17 protein-coding genes, 1 tRNA gene and 1 other RNA gene are annotated in these 16,313 nt (G+C 48.6%); 7 read left to right on the top strand and 12 right to left on the bottom strand.

From position 1 onward, the window contains the following. Nucleotides 1–55: 55 nt before the first annotated feature. Nucleotides 56–2,584 (bottom strand): glucans biosynthesis glucosyltransferase MdoH, encoded by a 2,529-nt coding sequence (mdoH, locus tag OGY10_RS17880; protein WP_048235662.1) that lies wholly within the window; start codon nucleotides 2,582–2,584, stop codon nucleotides 56–58. Further along, nucleotides 2,577–4,112 carry a glucans biosynthesis protein MdoG gene (gene mdoG, locus OGY10_RS17875; protein WP_095533147.1) on the bottom strand — a complete coding sequence of 512 codons (1,536 nt, stop codon included), beginning with the start codon at nucleotides 4,110–4,112 and terminating at the stop codon, nucleotides 2,577–2,579. The genes mdoH and mdoG overlap by 8 nt, the downstream gene beginning before the upstream one ends. Before the next feature lie 271 nt (nucleotides 4,113–4,383). Between mdoG and mdoC the strand changes: the two genes are divergently transcribed. After that, entirely contained in the window at nucleotides 4,384–5,544 is a 1,161-nt protein-coding gene (gene mdoC / locus OGY10_RS17870; RefSeq protein ID WP_191214906.1) for a glucans biosynthesis protein MdoC, read from the top strand. Between the two features lie 19 nt (nucleotides 5,545–5,563). Here mdoC and OGY10_RS17865 read toward each other — a convergent pair whose 3' ends face one another. The 6 genes from OGY10_RS17865 to csgB all read right to left on the bottom strand — a co-directional run bounded on the left by OGY10_RS17865 (nucleotide 5,564) and on the right by csgB (nucleotide 9,439). Next, complete coding sequence (locus OGY10_RS17865; RefSeq protein ID WP_375167792.1) at nucleotides 5,564–7,054, bottom strand: phospholipase D family protein; 1,491 nt, start codon at nucleotides 7,052–7,054, stop codon at nucleotides 5,564–5,566. Beyond that, nucleotides 6,987–7,529, bottom strand: a complete 543-nt coding sequence (ymdB, locus tag OGY10_RS17860) for an O-acetyl-ADP-ribose deacetylase (protein WP_003832103.1) — start codon at nucleotides 7,527–7,529, stop codon at nucleotides 6,987–6,989. Before ymdB ends, OGY10_RS17865 begins: the two co-directional genes overlap by 68 nt. Nucleotides 7,530–7,629: 100 nt before the next feature. Continuing rightward, a complete protein-coding gene (locus OGY10_RS17855) occupies nucleotides 7,630–7,950 on the bottom strand; it encodes a YmdA family protein (RefSeq protein ID WP_100272659.1) in 321 nt (106 codons plus the stop codon). Nucleotides 7,951–8,100: 150 nt separating this feature from the next. Continuing rightward, nucleotides 8,101–8,433, bottom strand: coding sequence for a curli assembly chaperone CsgC (csgC, locus tag OGY10_RS17850; protein ID WP_020996502.1), 333 nt, complete (start codon nucleotides 8,431–8,433; stop codon nucleotides 8,101–8,103). Nucleotides 8,434–8,493: 60 nt separating this feature from the next. Further along, a complete protein-coding gene (csgA, locus tag OGY10_RS17845; RefSeq protein WP_008784338.1) occupies nucleotides 8,494–8,943 on the bottom strand; it encodes a curli major subunit CsgA in 450 nt (149 codons plus the stop codon). 40 nt (nucleotides 8,944–8,983) lie between these two features. After that, on the bottom strand, nucleotides 8,984–9,439 hold the full coding sequence (gene csgB, locus OGY10_RS17840) for a curli minor subunit CsgB (RefSeq protein ID WP_032941802.1): 456 nt from the start codon (nucleotides 9,437–9,439) through the stop codon (nucleotides 8,984–8,986). A gap of 760 nt (nucleotides 9,440–10,199) precedes the next feature. Between csgB and csgD the strand changes: the two genes are divergently transcribed. The 4 genes from csgD to csgG are packed head-to-tail and all read left to right on the top strand — an operon-like array spanning nucleotide 10,200 to nucleotide 12,551. Beyond that, a complete protein-coding gene (gene csgD / locus OGY10_RS17835) occupies nucleotides 10,200–10,850 on the top strand; it encodes a biofilm master transcriptional regulator CsgD (protein ID WP_003832092.1) in 651 nt (216 codons plus the stop codon). A gap of 4 nt (nucleotides 10,851–10,854) precedes the next feature. Next, a complete protein-coding gene (gene csgE, locus OGY10_RS17830; RefSeq protein ID WP_008784336.1) occupies nucleotides 10,855–11,253 on the top strand; it encodes a curli production assembly/transport protein CsgE in 399 nt (132 codons plus the stop codon). A gap of 25 nt (nucleotides 11,254–11,278) precedes the next feature. Beyond that, nucleotides 11,279–11,692 (top strand): curli production assembly/transport protein CsgF, encoded by a 414-nt coding sequence (gene csgF / locus OGY10_RS17825; RefSeq protein WP_003832089.1) that lies wholly within the window; start codon nucleotides 11,279–11,281, stop codon nucleotides 11,690–11,692. A gap of 25 nt (nucleotides 11,693–11,717) precedes the next feature. Continuing rightward, nucleotides 11,718–12,551 (top strand): curli production assembly/transport protein CsgG, encoded by an 834-nt coding sequence (csgG, locus tag OGY10_RS17820; RefSeq protein ID WP_008784335.1) that lies wholly within the window; start codon nucleotides 11,718–11,720, stop codon nucleotides 12,549–12,551. Nucleotides 12,552–12,597: 46 nt separating this feature from the next. Here csgG and OGY10_RS17815 read toward each other — a convergent pair whose 3' ends face one another. The 4 genes from OGY10_RS17815 to ghrA form a co-directional block, all read right to left on the bottom strand. Then, on the bottom strand, nucleotides 12,598–13,080 hold the full coding sequence (locus OGY10_RS17815; protein WP_032934412.1) for a DUF1097 domain-containing protein: 483 nt from the start codon (nucleotides 13,078–13,080) through the stop codon (nucleotides 12,598–12,600). 101 nt (nucleotides 13,081–13,181) lie between these two features. Next, the gene (locus tag OGY10_RS17810; protein ID WP_003832084.1) at nucleotides 13,182–13,736 is read right to left on the bottom strand and encodes a TorD/DmsD family molecular chaperone; all 555 of its coding nucleotides are present in this window, start codon (nucleotides 13,734–13,736) and stop codon (nucleotides 13,182–13,184) included. Nucleotides 13,737–13,759: 23 nt separating this feature from the next. Continuing rightward, nucleotides 13,760–14,497: a phosphatase gene (locus tag OGY10_RS17805; protein ID WP_008784332.1), complete on the bottom strand. Its 738-nt coding sequence runs from the start codon at nucleotides 14,495–14,497 to the stop codon at nucleotides 13,760–13,762. Nucleotides 14,498–14,706: 209 nt separating this feature from the next. Further along, a complete protein-coding gene (gene ghrA, locus OGY10_RS17800) occupies nucleotides 14,707–15,645 on the bottom strand; it encodes a glyoxylate/hydroxypyruvate reductase GhrA (protein WP_060682393.1) in 939 nt (312 codons plus the stop codon). 236 nt (nucleotides 15,646–15,881) lie between these two features. Here ghrA and OGY10_RS17795 point away from each other — a divergent pair. Continuing rightward, nucleotides 15,882–15,969 (top strand) — tRNA-Ser (locus OGY10_RS17795). A gap of 44 nt (nucleotides 15,970–16,013) precedes the next feature. After that, nucleotides 16,014–16,151: non-coding RNA, RtT sRNA (locus OGY10_RS17790), on the top strand. The last annotated feature ends 162 nt before the right edge of the window (nucleotides 16,152–16,313 follow it).

The raw sequence follows: 16,313 nt of genomic DNA, 5'->3' as shown, positions 1-16,313 counted from the left end.
TATTCAATATAAAAAAATACCGGCACCAGGCCGGTATTTTCACGTTACAGAACGCTTATTTTTTCCTGAGCGCCAGCGGGTTCAGTGTTAGTCCCTGATAGTAGTTCACCCACGAAGAATACTTATCAGGTGAATTCCAGACACGGTAATGTAAACGCGCCATGGTCACCGGATCGCTCAACAACACCAGGCGACGATCGCGATTCAGTTTCTCCGGCGTTTCGTTCAGTGCCTGTTCCACATGACGATCGCGTGCAATCTCCAGCACGTTGCTGGCGCGGTGGCGTGCAGTCGCCATGGCCGTGGCCAGTGCGTTAAACGACGGATTAAACACCGCATGCATAAAGCCATCGTCCAGCGTACGTTTACGGTTCATCACCAGATAGGTATCGGTATCCACCAGCACCTGCGGCGGAGAATACTCTTCCGGGATCAGGAACAGCTTCCAGCGCTTGGTACGTAACCCCACCGTGGAACGGCTGGAAATCACGGAAACAAACGGTGACAGGATCAGCGAGAAGACAATCGGTGCCAGCCAGAACAGGAAACGCAGATCCAGCCAGGCCATACCCACAGCCCACACCAGCCCCAGCAGTAACTGAGAACCGTGACGCATAAACGCTTCACCCCACGGGGTCGAATCGTCATCACGCTGCGGCGAATTCCACACAACTTCCCAACCAAGGAAGGCACTCACGACGAAGACGGTGTGGAACAACATACGCACCGGCGCCAGCAACACGGAGAACAGAACTTCCAACAGTAGCGACAGCGTGACGCGGATAAACCCGCCGTACTCTTTCGTCCCTTTACACCAGATGAGCAAAATACTCAGCAGCTTCGGCAGGAACAGCAGCACCATCGTTGAAGCAAACAGCGCGATCGCCAGTTCAGGTCGCCACTGCGGCCAAACCGGGAACAGCTGACGCGGTTGCAGGAAGTACTGCGGCTCCGTCAACGCATGCACCACCTGCAATGCGGTAGAGAGCGCGAGGAACATAAACCAAAGCGGCGCAGACAGATAGGACATTACACCGGTCAGGAATACCGCACGGTGAACCGGGTGCATCCCTTTCACCAGGAACAAACGGAAGTTCATCAGGTTACCGTGGCACCAGCGGCGGTCGCGCTTGAGTTCATCCAGCAGGTTCGGCGGCAGCTCTTCATAAGATCCCGGCAGATCGTAAGCAATCCACACACCCCAGCCAGCACGACGCATCAATGCCGCTTCCACGAAGTCATGGGAGAGGATCGATCCCGCAAACGAGCCTTCGCCCGGTAACGGCGCGAGCGCACAGTGCTCGATAAATGGCTTCACGCGGATAATTGCGTTGTGGCCCCAATAGTGTGATTCCCCTAACTGCCAGAAGTGAAGCCCGGCGGTAAACAGCGGTCCGTAAACACGGGTCGCAAACTGCTGGCAGCGCGCATACAGCGTATCCATACCGGAAGCCTTCGGTGAAGACTGGATAATCCCGGCATTCGGATTCGCTTCCATCAGACGCACCAGGCCGCTCAGACAGTCACCACTCATCACTGAGTCAGCGTCCAGCACCACCATGTAGCTGTATTGATTTCCCCAGCGACGACAAAAGTCATCAATGTTGCCGCTTTTACGCTTCACGCGACGACGGCGACGGCGGTAGAAAATCTGCCCTTCGCCCTGCACCTCAGCAATCAGCTCCATCCACGCTTTTTGTTCTGCCACGCAGATATCAGGGTTGTAGCTGTCGCTCAGGATATAAACATCGAAATGTTCGGCGTTGCCCGTTGCTTTGACCGATTCCCACGTGGCGCGAAGTCCCGCAAATACGCGGTCAACGTCCTCGTTACAGATAGGCATAATCAGCGCGGTACGGTGTTCGGGATTCAGCGGTTCATCCCCAACCGTTGAGGCCGAGATACTGTACTTATCTCGTCCAATCAACAGTTGCAGGAAGCCCATCAGCGCGGTCCAGAATCCCGCAGACACCCAACAGAAAAGCACGGCAAACAAAATGAGAATTCCGGTTTGCAGCATGTAGGGCAGCAGTTGCATAAAGGAGACCCACAAGTTCTGTCCCATCATGTCTACCGGATTAATAAATGCCCACCCCTGATACGGGAGGATCGTCTTCATATACCAGGTTGCTACGACCGTTTGCGCCAGCGTTAGAATCAACAGCGTATAGCGGCGGATGGTGCCTACGGTACGCCATTTTTGCTCGCTCTCCTGTTCTTCTTTCGTCAAACGCGAAAGATAACGCGGCGTCACATCGCGCCCACGCAAGCGATCCCAAAAACGACCAACCGGGTTGGTACGCCAGGGATCGGGGAACATAGAGGTACGCGTTGCTTTTGGCATCGCCTGCAGCTGATCGCGGCCCTCATCGTCCTTAACCAACTGCTCTTTAGCCAAAGAATCCGGCCATGCTTGCTCAAGGCGAGCTTTCACAGAACCCTGCGGTGAATCATCTTCGCGCGAGTAAGTACGATGCTCGGCATCCAACGCCTGATGAACGGCGCGGATGTCAGTTTTCGGCAGTGCCGCTTTCTCGATATCCGAAAGCGGCATTGCGTCAATATACTCAGTTGTCTTATTCATTGGCAGGTAACTGGTAGCTCCAGGTTTCACTCAGCGTCTGATCGGCATTGACCAAGGCAGCACGCATTTCAGTGGTTTTCTTCACGTCTTTCACTTTCACGCGCAGCATCAAACGCCAACCCTTAGATACCGGGTTATAGCGCACAGTGCTTTCAACGATTTCACCGTTGTCGCCAATACTGGTTTGTGCGGTAACCGGGGTATCCTGCGGCAGCTTTTTCATATCTGTGCCGGTAAAGTCCACCACAAACGCGATGGTACCGTCAGGCTGACGAATCAGGTTGGACTGTTTTACATCACCGGTAGAACGACGAGTCTGCTGTACCCAGGCGCTTTCCGGCGCATGAAGCTTGTCCTCATCACGCGTGAACGTCAAAGTGTACTTGAAGTTCATCTCTTTGCCCGCTTCAGGCAGTTGATCCGGCGTCCAGTACGCAACGATGTTATCGTTCGTTTCATCGTTAGTTGGGATTTCAACTAACTCAATCTTACCTTTACCCCATTCACCTTTTGGCGTGATCCAGGCGCTTGGGCGCAGATCGTAACGATCGTCGATATCTTCAAAACGCGAGAACTGACGGCCACGCTGCAACAGTCCGAATCCTTGCGGGTTTTCCATTGCGAAGCTGCTCACCGCGAGATGTTTCGGGTTATTCAGCGGACGCCAAATCCACTCCCCATTGCCCGCGTGGATAGACAAACCGTTAGAATCATGCAGTTCCGGACGATAGTTTGTCGCCGGAGACGGCTGGTTCGGTCCAAACAGGAACATACTGGTTAACGGTGCCACACCCAGTTTGCCCACTTTGTCGCGCAGGTAAACTTTGGACTGAACATCCACGACCGTGTCACGGCCTGGAATAATGACAAAACGATACGCTCCGGTTGCACGCGGAGAATCCAACAAAGCATAAATGGTTAAACGTTTATCAGTCGGTTTCGGACGCTCGATCCAAAACTCACGGAAGCGGGGAAATTCTTCACCAGAAGGCAGAGCGGTATCAATCGCGAGACCACGCGCTGACAGGCCGTAGACCTGACCTGCACCCAGAACGCGAAAATAGCTGGCACCGAGCATGCTGACGATTTCATCGTTTTTATCTTTGCTGTTGATCGGATACAGCACTTTGAACCCGGCGAAGCCGAGATCTTTTACCGTGTCTTTATCATGCTGAACATCGCCAAAATTAAAATAATCCGGGCTGTATTTGATTCTTTTCACCGCCGTGGCGGTAACTTCGTTGATTTTGACCGGCGTGTCGAAGTACATACCCTGGTGGTAGAACTCGAGCTTAAATGGGGTCTTGAGATTGCTCCAGTACGCTTTATCGCGATTGAACTGGATCTGTTGATAATCCGCATATTTCATGTCGCGGAAAACGGAGGGCAAGTTACTTTTTGGCGCCTCATAGCCTTTCCCGGCTAAGGATTGAGCTTGTTTTGCAACATCATCAATACTGAACGCCCAGCTCGATGATGTATACAGCGTTAACATGACTGCTGCACCCAACCAACGCATTTTCATCATTTGTAGTTTATGTTTCATAATTAGTAAGCACTTCCCCCTTTGTGTGCTTATATTGATCCGATCCATTTTAATGGATAATCGGGTACTCCGACAACTGAATCCCTGTATTGTTCGCGCGCTGGCTCATGGTTTAAGCAGGTTCATCTGCCTGTTTTCACTTTGCGTGCTTATCCTGGAGACAGGTTGTTGGACTTCGTGTAGGGTTGCCCTCGAATGTAACCATTATTCGTCTTAGGGATAAGACGAAAAGTCTGAGAATACGTAACTGTCTATGAGCTCTGTATCACCACCACGTGAATATTTTCTTGACTCCATCCGTGCCTGGCTAATGTTGTTAGGGATCCCATTCCATATTTCATTGATCTACTCCACCCACACCTGGCACGTGAACAGCGCAGAACCGTCTTGGTGGTTAACCCTTTTTAACGACTTTATCCATGCATTTCGCATGCAGGTCTTCTTTGTCATTTCAGGTTATTTTTCCTACATGCTTTTTTTGCGCTATCCGTTAAAACGCTGGTGGAAGGTGCGTGTAGAACGCGTGGGGATCCCTATGCTGACCGCGATTCCGCTGCTTACGCTGCCGCAATTTATCATGCTGCAATACGTGAAGGGAAAAGCAGACAGCTGGCATACCCTCAGCGGCTACGACAAATACAATGCGCTGGCCTGGGAACTGATTTCCCATCTGTGGTTTTTGCTGGTTCTGGTGGTGTTAACGACCCTGAGCATGTGGGTATTTACCCAGATGAAAAACAGACTATCGCGTGGAGACGGTACCTCTGCATCGGGGGTGTCGATGACCAAATTAACGCTGATTTTTATATTGTTGGGTGTCGGCTATGCCGCCGTCAGAAGAACGATTTTCATCCTCTACCCTTCGATTCTCAGCGATGGCATGTTTAATTTTATCGTTATGCAAACGCTGTTCTATGTGCCTTTCTTTATGCTCGGTGCGCTGGCGTTTATCAATCCGAATCTGAAAGCACTGTTTACCACGCCATCGCGCGGCTGCACGCTAGGCGCCGCATTCGCATTTGTCGCATACCTGCTCAATCAACGTTACGGCAACGGCGATGCCTGGATGTATGAAACCGAATATGTCATTACCATGATCATGGGGCTATGGATGGTGAATGTCGTCTTTTCGCTTGGCCACCGTTTACTGAATTTCCAGTCGGCTCGCGTGACCTATTTTGTCAACGCGTCGCTGTTCATCTATTTGGTGCACCACCCGTTAACGCTGTTTTTTGGCGCGTATATCACACCGCATATCAAGTCGAATCTGCTGGGTTTTCTCTGCGGTCTGCTTTTTGTGGTTGGAATTGCGGTCATACTGTACGAAATCCATTTACGGATCCCGGTGCTGAAGTTTCTCTTTTCGGGTAAACCGCCCATTAAGCAGGATAAAAACAAGGCGGTAGCCGGTTAGTTTTCTTGCATTGAATGGTTCAGAGCAGCCATTCAATGGGCAACACGGATGCAAGCCTCACCAGAACCCGCTTCCAGAATCCTGTAGCGGGTTCTTTTTTCAGTACCTTTTCGCTGCCAGAAAGCCGATCAACCCAGTTGATTCTGCCCCAACGGTCAAGACGTAGTTGCCAGGCCATGTCACGCTGACTTTGCATAAAACGTTTATGAATCAACTCGGCCAGTACTTCACTCTCAATCACAAACCCCATTTCCGTATTGAGCAACGTTGAACGGGGATCAAAATTAAGCGATCCTATAAACACTTTACGACCGTCAATACTGAAGGTTTTCGCATGCAGGCTGGAGCCTGAATTACCGGTTAATCCCCGGTCATGAACTGCTGAAACGCGATCGCGGGTTGGTTTGAGCTCGTATAACTCCACACCGTAGCGCAAGAGTTTTTTTCGCCAGCGCGCGTAGCCTGCGTGAACAACCGCGACATCATTCGCTGCCAGAGAATTAGTTAAAATTGCGATCTTAACGCCTTTTCTCACCAGTCTCAGGAGCTGCGCCACACCGGCGCGAGTTGGTACAAAGTAGGCGGAAATAATATCAATACGCTCGGTGGGAGATCCCATCACGTCAAACAAACGCTGTGGTAATAGTGAGTGGCGCGGCGCTTTCCCCTCTCCTTTTGCAGGATCATCACTCAGCAAGCGCGTTTTCGCCCAAATTAGCGGCAGCGACCTCTGATCGAGATGGGTCATAAACTGGCTGGTTTCCAGCTTATGTAGATAGCGACGCGTGATGTCATCATTATACCAGGATTCGGGAAGTTCGATTTTTTGCGTAGAAGCTGGTTCAGCCACCTCAAGTACGTTTTGCAATGTTGAAACCGAGCGGCTGTGCCAGTAACGCTCAAAGTCGTCTGCAACATCCTGGACAACCGGTCCAATAGCCATAACGTCCAGATCGGAAAACAGTGGTTGTTCGCCTGCGCCAAAATAGGCATCGCCTATATTTCGCCCCCCCACAAGAGTTACGACGCCGTCAGCGGTATAACTTTTGTTGTGCATACGTCGATTCAACCGGGCAAAATCGGTTAAATAGCCCAGGGCACGCAGGATGCGAAAGGAAAAGGGATTAAACAGGCGGACTTCAATATTAGGGTGATTGTCCAGCAAACGCAGCGTGTCATCCAGACCTGGCGTGTTGTTATCATCCAGCAACAAACGCACCCGGACGCCCCGCTTCGCTGCGGCCAGCAAAACGGAAAATAACAATAGCCCGGACATGTCGCTTTCCCAGATGTAATACTGAACATCCAGGGTACGTTCCGCCATTTCTGTCAACCGATAGCGAGCAGCAAACGCATCCAGGCTGTCATCCAACGTCAGAATGCCGCATTCTCCCGGGTGGTTTACGCATAGCGGCGTGATGGCACGCTCAAGTCGCGTCATATCAGTCCGTGCGTTCATCGCCTTGTTGGGTAAGTAATCTCTTGTATAGTCGAGCGTTTTCTTCATCAAAGCACACGAAGTATATTTGATCAGGTAGCGTACGTCGGGTGATAAATTTCAACACCGTTTTCACCGCGATCTCTGCCGCTGCAGCACGTGGGTAACCATAAGCTCCGGTGCTTATAGCTGGAAAAGCAATGGATTGATAACCATTGGCTAAGGCCAGTTGTAATGTATTTAAATAGGCCTCTTCAAGTCGTTCAGCCTCGTGGTGATCACCGCCTTGCCAGACGGGTCCTACGGTGTGAATAACTGCTTTTGCCGGAAGCGCGCCAGCCAGCGTGATAACGGCATGCCCGGTCGGGCATTCTCCCTGTTGTTGTATAACCTGTTTGCAGGCCTCCAACAACGCAGGCCCGGCAGCACGATGAATCGCGCCATCGACTCCACCTCCTCCCAGTAACGAGGAGTTGGCCGCATTGACGATCACATCTACCGCGATCGTCGTAATGTCGCCCTGTAACACATGAACACGCGATTGCATAAGTTCCCCCTGACAAAACACTCTCCGTTAAGTGTACAGCAGGGTTTTCCTTGAAATCTCACTTTTTAGCCATAAGCGTGCATACCTACGCCAGAATGATTCATTTATATTCAATATTCAGAATAGCCATGCTTTTCTGTTCATTGAGGTAATGCATTTTCACCGTGGCAATTTGTTGCACACTCTGAGGCGCTGTCGTGACCTGTTGCAGGTCGTAGAGACTATTACTCATCGTGCCATCACGCATACATGACAATTCAATCTGTTGTTGTCGAGTGTTAACGTCGCAAGGTGCTTCAACTATTGCACCACGAAAATGAATTACCCCGCCGGGTAAGATTTGCGTCGCCATTGCGGGGAGGGTTAAAAGAGAAAAAGCCCACAAACCGGTATTTAAAATACGCTTTAATAATGTACACATAAGGGTTCCTCAATGATTAATCATCCTTGAGGGATCGCAATGATCCTTCACCGCTGCGAGTTACGATCAAATAAAACGTTTGTTCGTTTCTATATTCATAGAACAGCACTGCACTCCCAGCCACACCCTTAATGCAAATCCGGCAAAAAATTATGGGTGACTGTTTGAGTCAGGCCATTGTTGCGACAGATGCAGAGACTGCCCGTCAGAAACGGTAACGATAATTTTGACCGAATCCTCCGGTGAAATATTAAAGCTCATTTTTGTTAATTCAATTGGCCGATTAGCAGGGACCGAAAGGCTTGTTTTCTGCTGTGACTGACTTTGTCCGCCCTTTCCTTTACGTACGGCAAGGACTTGCACTTCACATACGCACGGTTGAGCTAATGTCACCTGAGGAATAATGGTGTACATGTCACCTTGCTGAGTTGTATTGAATGTTATTTGATTTGCCAACGCGGCAATGAGTAATAGCGTGTGCATAATATTCTCCCGAAAAAAAACAGGGCTTTCGCCCTGTTTATTATCAGTCAGAAAACTGAATTAGTGCTGGTTAGCTGTAGCATTGTTGCCATAACCAACCTGCTGAATCAGCACATTGGAGTCAGACGCTGTCTGATTAACCACAGCACCGTTACGACCACCGAACTGAGTTACGCTGATATCAGCATTTTTTGCATTCCACTGATTGATATCAGCACTGTTCTGGAAGCCGGTCTGTTTCAGGCTAATGGTACTGTCATCAGCACCTTGGCCGACGGTCGCACCGTTACCATGTCCGTGTTGTGTGATAGTCACGTCTGATTTACGTGCATCACTTTGCAGCGCATTCGCAACGTTACTAGAGCCAAATTGGTAAATACTCATTGAAGAGTCTGGGCCATAGTTGCTACCGCCACCATGATGATTACCGCCCCATTGCGGAACAACACCTGCCAGAGCACTGCCAGAAACTACGATTGCTGCGAATGCTGCCACTTTTAAAAGTTTCATGGTAAACCCCCATCGGATTGATTTAAACGTCGTTTATGGATTAGCGTTGAGTAACGCGAATTGCCATTTGCGACTGTCTCTGCACCACAACTGCTGTTTTTTGTGTACCGTACTGGGTAATATTGGCTTTATTACCAGAGCCTTTCTGGATAATCATCGCCGTATTACCGTAAGAGCTTTGTTTAATACTCGCATCATTAGAGCTACCCGTTTGATCAATATATGCAAAGTTATTTGATCCCGTCTGGTCTGTTTTCGCCCGGTTACCTGAACCTTCTTGCGAAATGACCGACAATAACTTGGTGCCCTCCTGGCGAGTATTTGCACTATTAGCAGTACCAACCTGACCAATAATGGCTGCCTGATTAAATGAAGACTTACTTAATTCATTTACCGCAAAGTTATATTCTGAATTAGCTAAATCATAACTGGTTGCGGATGCAATCCCAGGCACTCCCAGTATTGTAAACATCATAAATAACAACTTGTTTTTCATGTTGTCACCCTGGACCTGGTCGTACATGAAGTTAAATTAATTACCACTCAAATTGTTGTTAACATGACTTACATTTGTTAACGCCACGTTACGATGAAGAGTATGTCCGTGGAAACATTTTAAATAACTCACCCGCGAGTGGTATTTTTATATCCGGATTCACACCAAAGTACTAATTAACAGTGAATAACACCGCTTCTGGTCTGGCTTTTATTTTTATTTTGCTATCAGTAATGAATTTCTATGCAGTCACTGAGAAAGTGCATTTTGCACGATATCAGGGCCTCTCAGTACAACGTCGAGATAGACATCGGTACAAGTCGTGACAAAGGTCATTTTTTTCCATCTAAAATTGACCAACGTAAATTGAGACAAGGATTTTAGAATTCATTAGAAATCTAAAACTCAACAACCATTAATTAACTAATTTAAAATCAATGCGTTAGTATAATTTGTATGATTTTTTAAATCTATGCAGCAAAGGTAAAATGTACAACTTTCCTATCAAATCTAAACTCTAATAAAACCATAAAATCACATTTTAATATATAATTTTACAAGTTGTTACATGTTTAACACTTGCTTTAAGATTTGTAATAGCTAGATTGAAATCAGTTGAAGTCCATTTGTTTTAATATTTTCACCCCTTTGGGTCGATATTTTATATCTACACAGCAGTGCAACATCTGTCAGTACTTCTGGTGCCTCTATTTTAGTAGAGACAGCTGTCAGGTGTGCGACTAAAAAGTGGAGTTTCATCATGTTTAATGAAGTCCATAGTATTCATGGTCATACATTATTGTTGATCACAAAACCTTCTTTGCAGGCAACTGCATTATTACAGCATTTAAAACAATCACTGGCACTCACCGGAAAACTACATAATATTCAACGTTCTCTGGATGATATATCCTCCAGCTGCATTGTTTTACTGGATATGATGGAGGCAGATAAAAAACTGATCCATTACTGGCAAGATAATTTGAGTAGAAAAAACAACAATATAAAGACGTTATTGTTGAATACTCCTGATGATTACCCTTATCGGGATATCGAAAACTGGCCGCATATCAATGGTGTTTTTTACGCAACTGAAGACGAGCAGCGTGTCGTAAGCGGCTTGCAGGGTATCTTGCGCGGTGAATGTTACTTCACGCAAAAACTTGCCAGTTATCTGATCACGCACTCTGGAAATTATCGTTATAACAGCACGGAGTCGGCACTGCTGACGCACCGTGAAAAAGAGATCCTTAATAAATTGCGTATCGGCGCCTCAAATATTGAAATCGCTCGCTCACTGTTTATCAGTGAAAATACGGTAAAAACACATCTTTATAATCTTTTCAAAAAGATAGCTGTCAAAAACCGTACGCAGGCGGTCTCATGGGCCAATGATAACCTCAGGCGATAAAGCCATGAAACGGTATTTGACCTGGATTGTGGCAGCAAATTTATTCTTTGCTGCCGGGAGTCTGCACGCAGCGACAACCGTAGAGGTGGAGGTTCCCGGGCTGTTAACTGACCACACTGTCTCTTCAATCGGGCATGATTTTTATCGGGCCTTTAGTGATAAGTGGGAAAGCGAGTACACAGGAAACTTAACCATTAATGAAAGACCCAGTGCGCGTTGGGGAAGTTGGATCACCATAACGGTCAATCAGGACGTTATCTTCCAGACTTTTTTATTTCCGACGAAAAAAGACTTCGACAAAATTGTAGTCTTCGCATTGGCACAAACTGAGGAAGCATTAAATCGCCGGCAAATAGATCAAACACTATTAAGCACTAGCGATTTAGCGCGTGATGAATTCTAAAACATGATTTTGTCCGGAGGCTTTCATGCGTGTTAAACATGCAGTGGTTTTGCTCATGCTAATTTCACCATTAAGTTGGGCCGGAAACATGACGTTCCAGTTTCGCAACCCAAACTTTGGTGGCAACCCGAATAATGGTGCTTTTCTGTTGAACAGCGCCCAGGCCCAGAACTCATATAAAGATCCAAGCTATGACGATTACGGTATTGAAACCCCGTCAGCTCTGGATAACTTTACTCAGGCGATTCAGTCACAAATTCTCGGTGGCCTACTCACCAACATTAATACCGGTAAACCAGGAAGAATGGTGACCAATGATTTTATCATTGATATCGCCAACCGGGACGGACAACTGCAATTGAATGTCACCGACAGGAAATCGGGGAAAACTTCGACAATTGAAGTGTCGGGTTTACAAACACAGTCGACCGACTTCTAAGTTATAGCCACGAAAGGAAATAATCATGCAGCGTTTACTTATCATGGTGGCAGTAATTTTACTCAGCGGATGTTTAACAGCTCCGCCTCAAGAAGCCGCTAAGCCGACATTAATGCCCCGAGCCCAAAGCTATAAAGACTTGACGCATCTGCCTATGCCTACAGGTAAGATCTTTGTGTCGGTATACAACATTCAGGATGAGACTGGCCAATTTAAACCTTACCCGGCAAGTAACTTCTCAACCGCCGTCCCGCAAAGCGCCACGGCTATGCTTGTCACCGCATTGAAAGATTCTCGTTGGTTCATCCCACTGGAACGTCAGGGGTTACAGAACTTGCTTAACGAACGCAAAATCATTCGTGCAGCTCAGGAAAACGGTACGGTTGCGATTAATAACCGGATCCCGCTACAGTCCCTGACCGCGGCAAACGTCATGGTGGAAGGATCAATTATCGGTTATGAAAGCAACGTTAAATCGGGTGGTGTCGGTGCACGTTATTTTGGTATTGGCGCCGATACGCAATACCAGCTCGACCAGATAGCGGTAAACCTGCGCGTAGTTAACGTCAGCACCGGTGAGATCCTGTCGTCAGTGAATACCAGTAAAACCATTCTGTCTTATGAAGTACAGGCTGGGGTGTTCCGCTTTATTGACTACCAGCGTCTGTTGGAAGGTGAAATTGGCTACACCTCTAACGAACCGGTTATGCTTTGTCTGATGTCAGCGATTGAAACGGGCGTTATCTTCCTGATTAATGACGGCATCGATCGCGGATTGTGGGATTTGCAGGATAAGAAACAAGTTGATAATGACATCCTGGTTAAATACCGTCATATGTCGGTACCGCCAGAATCCTGATGGGTCTATACAGCATAAAAAGCGTGAGGAAAACCCTCACGCTTTTTTATTTACTGGTCAGCGTCGACGATATTCTATTTTCACGGCGAGATGCCAGCCACAGACCACTGTTTTTCATTGCATAGCCGAATACGAGGCCCAGTGCCAGTGACGGTACAACCAGTCGCCAGTCGCCCTGCCCTGCAAATGTTGCACATGCGCCAATGAACGTGCCCGGTACAAATGAAAGCAGCCATTGCTTTGCCTGGATACACATCAGAAACGCGACAATTCCTGTCATGACATAACCAATAATGTCCATATGCGGAGCAAGCGCACTACCGTTAATAATCACCAACGCCCACACCACACCGCTTAGCAGCGTACACGCCGAGATCCACAGTCCTTTTAACCCACCTTGCGGGCAGGCGAAATAAGCCGTGCAACCCAGAAAGCCAGCCCAACTGAGTAAACCAAGAGAAACGGCCACCCATCCCCAGATCCCGGAGAGAATGCCCGTTGTGATTGCAATTGAGAGAAGTATGTTCATGCCGCGCATCTTAGCAGAAAAACGGCATGGTAATGAGATCACGCACACAATTTATGCAAGCTTATAAATTGAGTTGCACTTTTAATTGACGTACGTCACATTTATTCGTCTGTATCTTCCTGCAATTCGTCCCACATCGCACCAATGGCATCACGCGTCAGCGGTGCTATCGTACGCCAGAAAGGCGTGTTCGCGTGCGCTTCAACTTTACCAAGGAACGTACCGCACCAGGGCAGCAAGTAGTCTACAAACAAGGTTTCAAGCGCCTCACTTTCATCTTCCGCAGACTGGTCCTCAAGCCATGAAGCCGCCAGCAACAGCGTACCAATGTGATCTGCCGGTGTATCAGCAAGCGGCATGCCCCGGGCTGAAAGAAATGCACGAACATCGGATTCTTTCGCCCCTTCTACCCAGGCACTACGATAAGGCGGCACTGCACACTCGTCACCGACAAACAGCGCGTTGTAATCTGCAGCCAACTGGGGCATATCGCAGCTCTTCTGTAAACGGGTGAGCAGTTCGTCCTGTTCCAGCGGCCAGTTGGCGGACAGTTTACCTTCACTAATCAGGGTAAACAGGGGAACCAGTAAAGGGTCCTGCGGTTGGCGGTAAAACAGCGAGCCCAGTACACGACACAGGATAGAAAACTCGTTCATTGATATATTCCAGTTAGTAACAATTACAGTTCAGCAAATTCCGCGATCGGCTCCATGCCTCGCGATTCCAGAAACGCCAATAGACGTTTAGGTGTGACGTTTAAAATTCTGTCTTCAGGGAAATTAACATCATCCAGGATTTTACGGCATTCGCCAAATTCTCCCAGCGTGAAAGCGGTATGTGAATCCGACCCTAACGCCACCCATCCACCAGCATCACGCACAGCCGCAGCAACCGCACGGCAATTATCCTCACTGCCCTTACGCGAATGCAAAAACGAAGAGTTATTGATTTCCAGTGCAACCTGGTACTTTGCCGCCGCCTGCGCAATTGCTTTAATATCAACAGGATATTTGGGATTTCCCGGATGACTTATGATGTGCACATTACCGCTGGCCATCGTAGCTATCATTGCCTGGGTATTGGTGTCTTTATCGTGAGGTGCAAAAACCGGCTCATGGAAGCCCGCAATAATGAGGTCCAGGGAGGTAAACATCGGACCTGAACAGTCAATTTCACCTTCAATATTCTTAATATTGGCTTCTATTCCGCGCAGGATCCCCACGCCATCCACGACACGTGGCCAAATACGCATATTGATAAAGTGCCAGTGGTGAGGCGCATCCGCCATGTCCGGTCCATGATCGGTAATGGCAAATAGCTTGATGCCTTTGCGACGAGCTTCCGCGATGTAATCACTTAAGGTGCTGTAGGCGTGGGTGCTGGCGACGGTATGCATATGCAGGTCAACGGGATACATAACTCTCTCCTGTAGTCATTTTCCGTCAAGGATAGCAGGTATCGCCGCCATTAATACCCTAAAATTCGAGTCGCAGGCAGGTGGCAAGGGAGTGATACCTGAATCACTTACTTATGTAAGTGATTCAGGTGAACAACCGTAGCCAACGCACATGCAGCTTGAAGTATAACGGGTATTTCAGCTGAAACCCGGTACTTGCCGGGTTACCATCAATATCCCCGAACGCGATTGACCTGACCTGTTACGACTTGCTCGCTCTCCAGGTTCATAATCGTGCGGGAGATATAGTCCACCGCTTCTGCCGGACGGGTAACTGCGGCAATATGTGGCGTCATCGCCACACGCGGATGTTTCCATAATGGGCTGTTTTCTGGCAGCGGTTCACGGCTATAAACATCCAGCATGGCCCCCTTCACCTTGCCGCTTTCCAGCGATGCCAGAAGATCGTCTTCATTGAGATGAACACCGCGTGCAAGGTTTAGCACGTAGGCGCCATCCTGCAATTGGCTAAGTAAATCAGCGTTAATAATGCCTACGGTTTCTGCCGTATTAGGCAGAAGGTTGATCAGCACGCGAGTTTGACTCAAAAACGCGCCCAGTTCCTCAGTACCGGCGAAGCTTTCCACGCCAGACCAGGATTTACGCGTACGACTCCAGCAGCGCAGTGGGAATCCCCATGCCTGCAGGCTTTCGGCAACTTTTGCGCCCAATACCCCAGCCCCCATGATCCCGACGGTAAACTCCTCGCGAGTATATTCTGGCAACGGCTGCCATTTCGCCTGATTTTTCAATGCCTGATAATCATCAAAGCGACGAAACCAGTGCAGCACCTGACTGACAGCATATTCCTGCATTTGCAGGCCCATACCCGTATCTTCCAGACGGAAAAGCGGGATCGACGCATCCAACATTTCCGGATGAGCATTGAGTTTACTGAGAATAGAATCGACGCCCGCGCCCAGCGCAAATACGGCTTTTAATTTTCGTCCTGCGAGCATTTCAACCGGCGGATGCCAGACCAGCGCATAGTCAGCATGTGCATTATCACCTACTTTCCACTCACGTACGTTCGCACCAGGTATTGCCTTTGCCAACGCATTAATCCACCAGGTCGTATCGAATGTTGGGTGATAGAAAATTATATCCATATTGTCTCCTGAACATTGTTGTGCGGAACTTTCTCGCACTTATTATCATCATTTTTCGAGGGAACATCAGAGTAGCAAATTTTAGGATGCTGGCAAAAAAAACAATTCCCGCTTATTTATGCTCCATGTTGCTTGAAGTTTGTGTAAATGCACATTTTTTTCAAAAAGTTGATTGACGGCGGGGCGGTGTTTCCCCTACATTAGCGCCCGTTCCGGTAACACAGGAACAACAATATGGTGAGGTGTCCGAGTGGCTGAAGGAGCACGCCTGGAAAGTGTGTATACGGCAACGTATCGGGGGTTCGAATCCCCCCCTCACCGCCATATTCTAAGAAGAGCTCGTACGAAAGTACGGGCTTTTTTTTCACATATTGCACATCTGCGGGGGGATGAGAAACCCCGACCCGGGTTCGACTGCTGGCGCAGCCAGCTGGACAGACCGCGAACGGAGTGAGTGGGCTGCCCGAAGGGCGAGCGAAGCGAGTCAATCCCCCCCCTCACCGCCATATTTTAAGAAGAGCTCGTACGAAAGTACGGGCTTTTTTTTCACATATTGCACATCTGCGGGGGGATGAGAAACCCCGACCGGGGTTCGACTGCTGGCGCAGCCAGCTGGACAGACCGCGAACGGAGTGAGTGGGCTGCCCGAAGGGCGAGCGAAGCGAGTC

Origin of the sequence: Citrobacter sp. Cpo148 (assembly GCF_030332375.1) — a bacterium.
Classification (GTDB): domain Bacteria; phylum Pseudomonadota; class Gammaproteobacteria; order Enterobacterales; family Enterobacteriaceae; genus Citrobacter; species Citrobacter portucalensis.
Note: the sequence above shows the minus strand (reverse complement) of the source record. Positions and strands in the feature narration are given on the sequence as shown.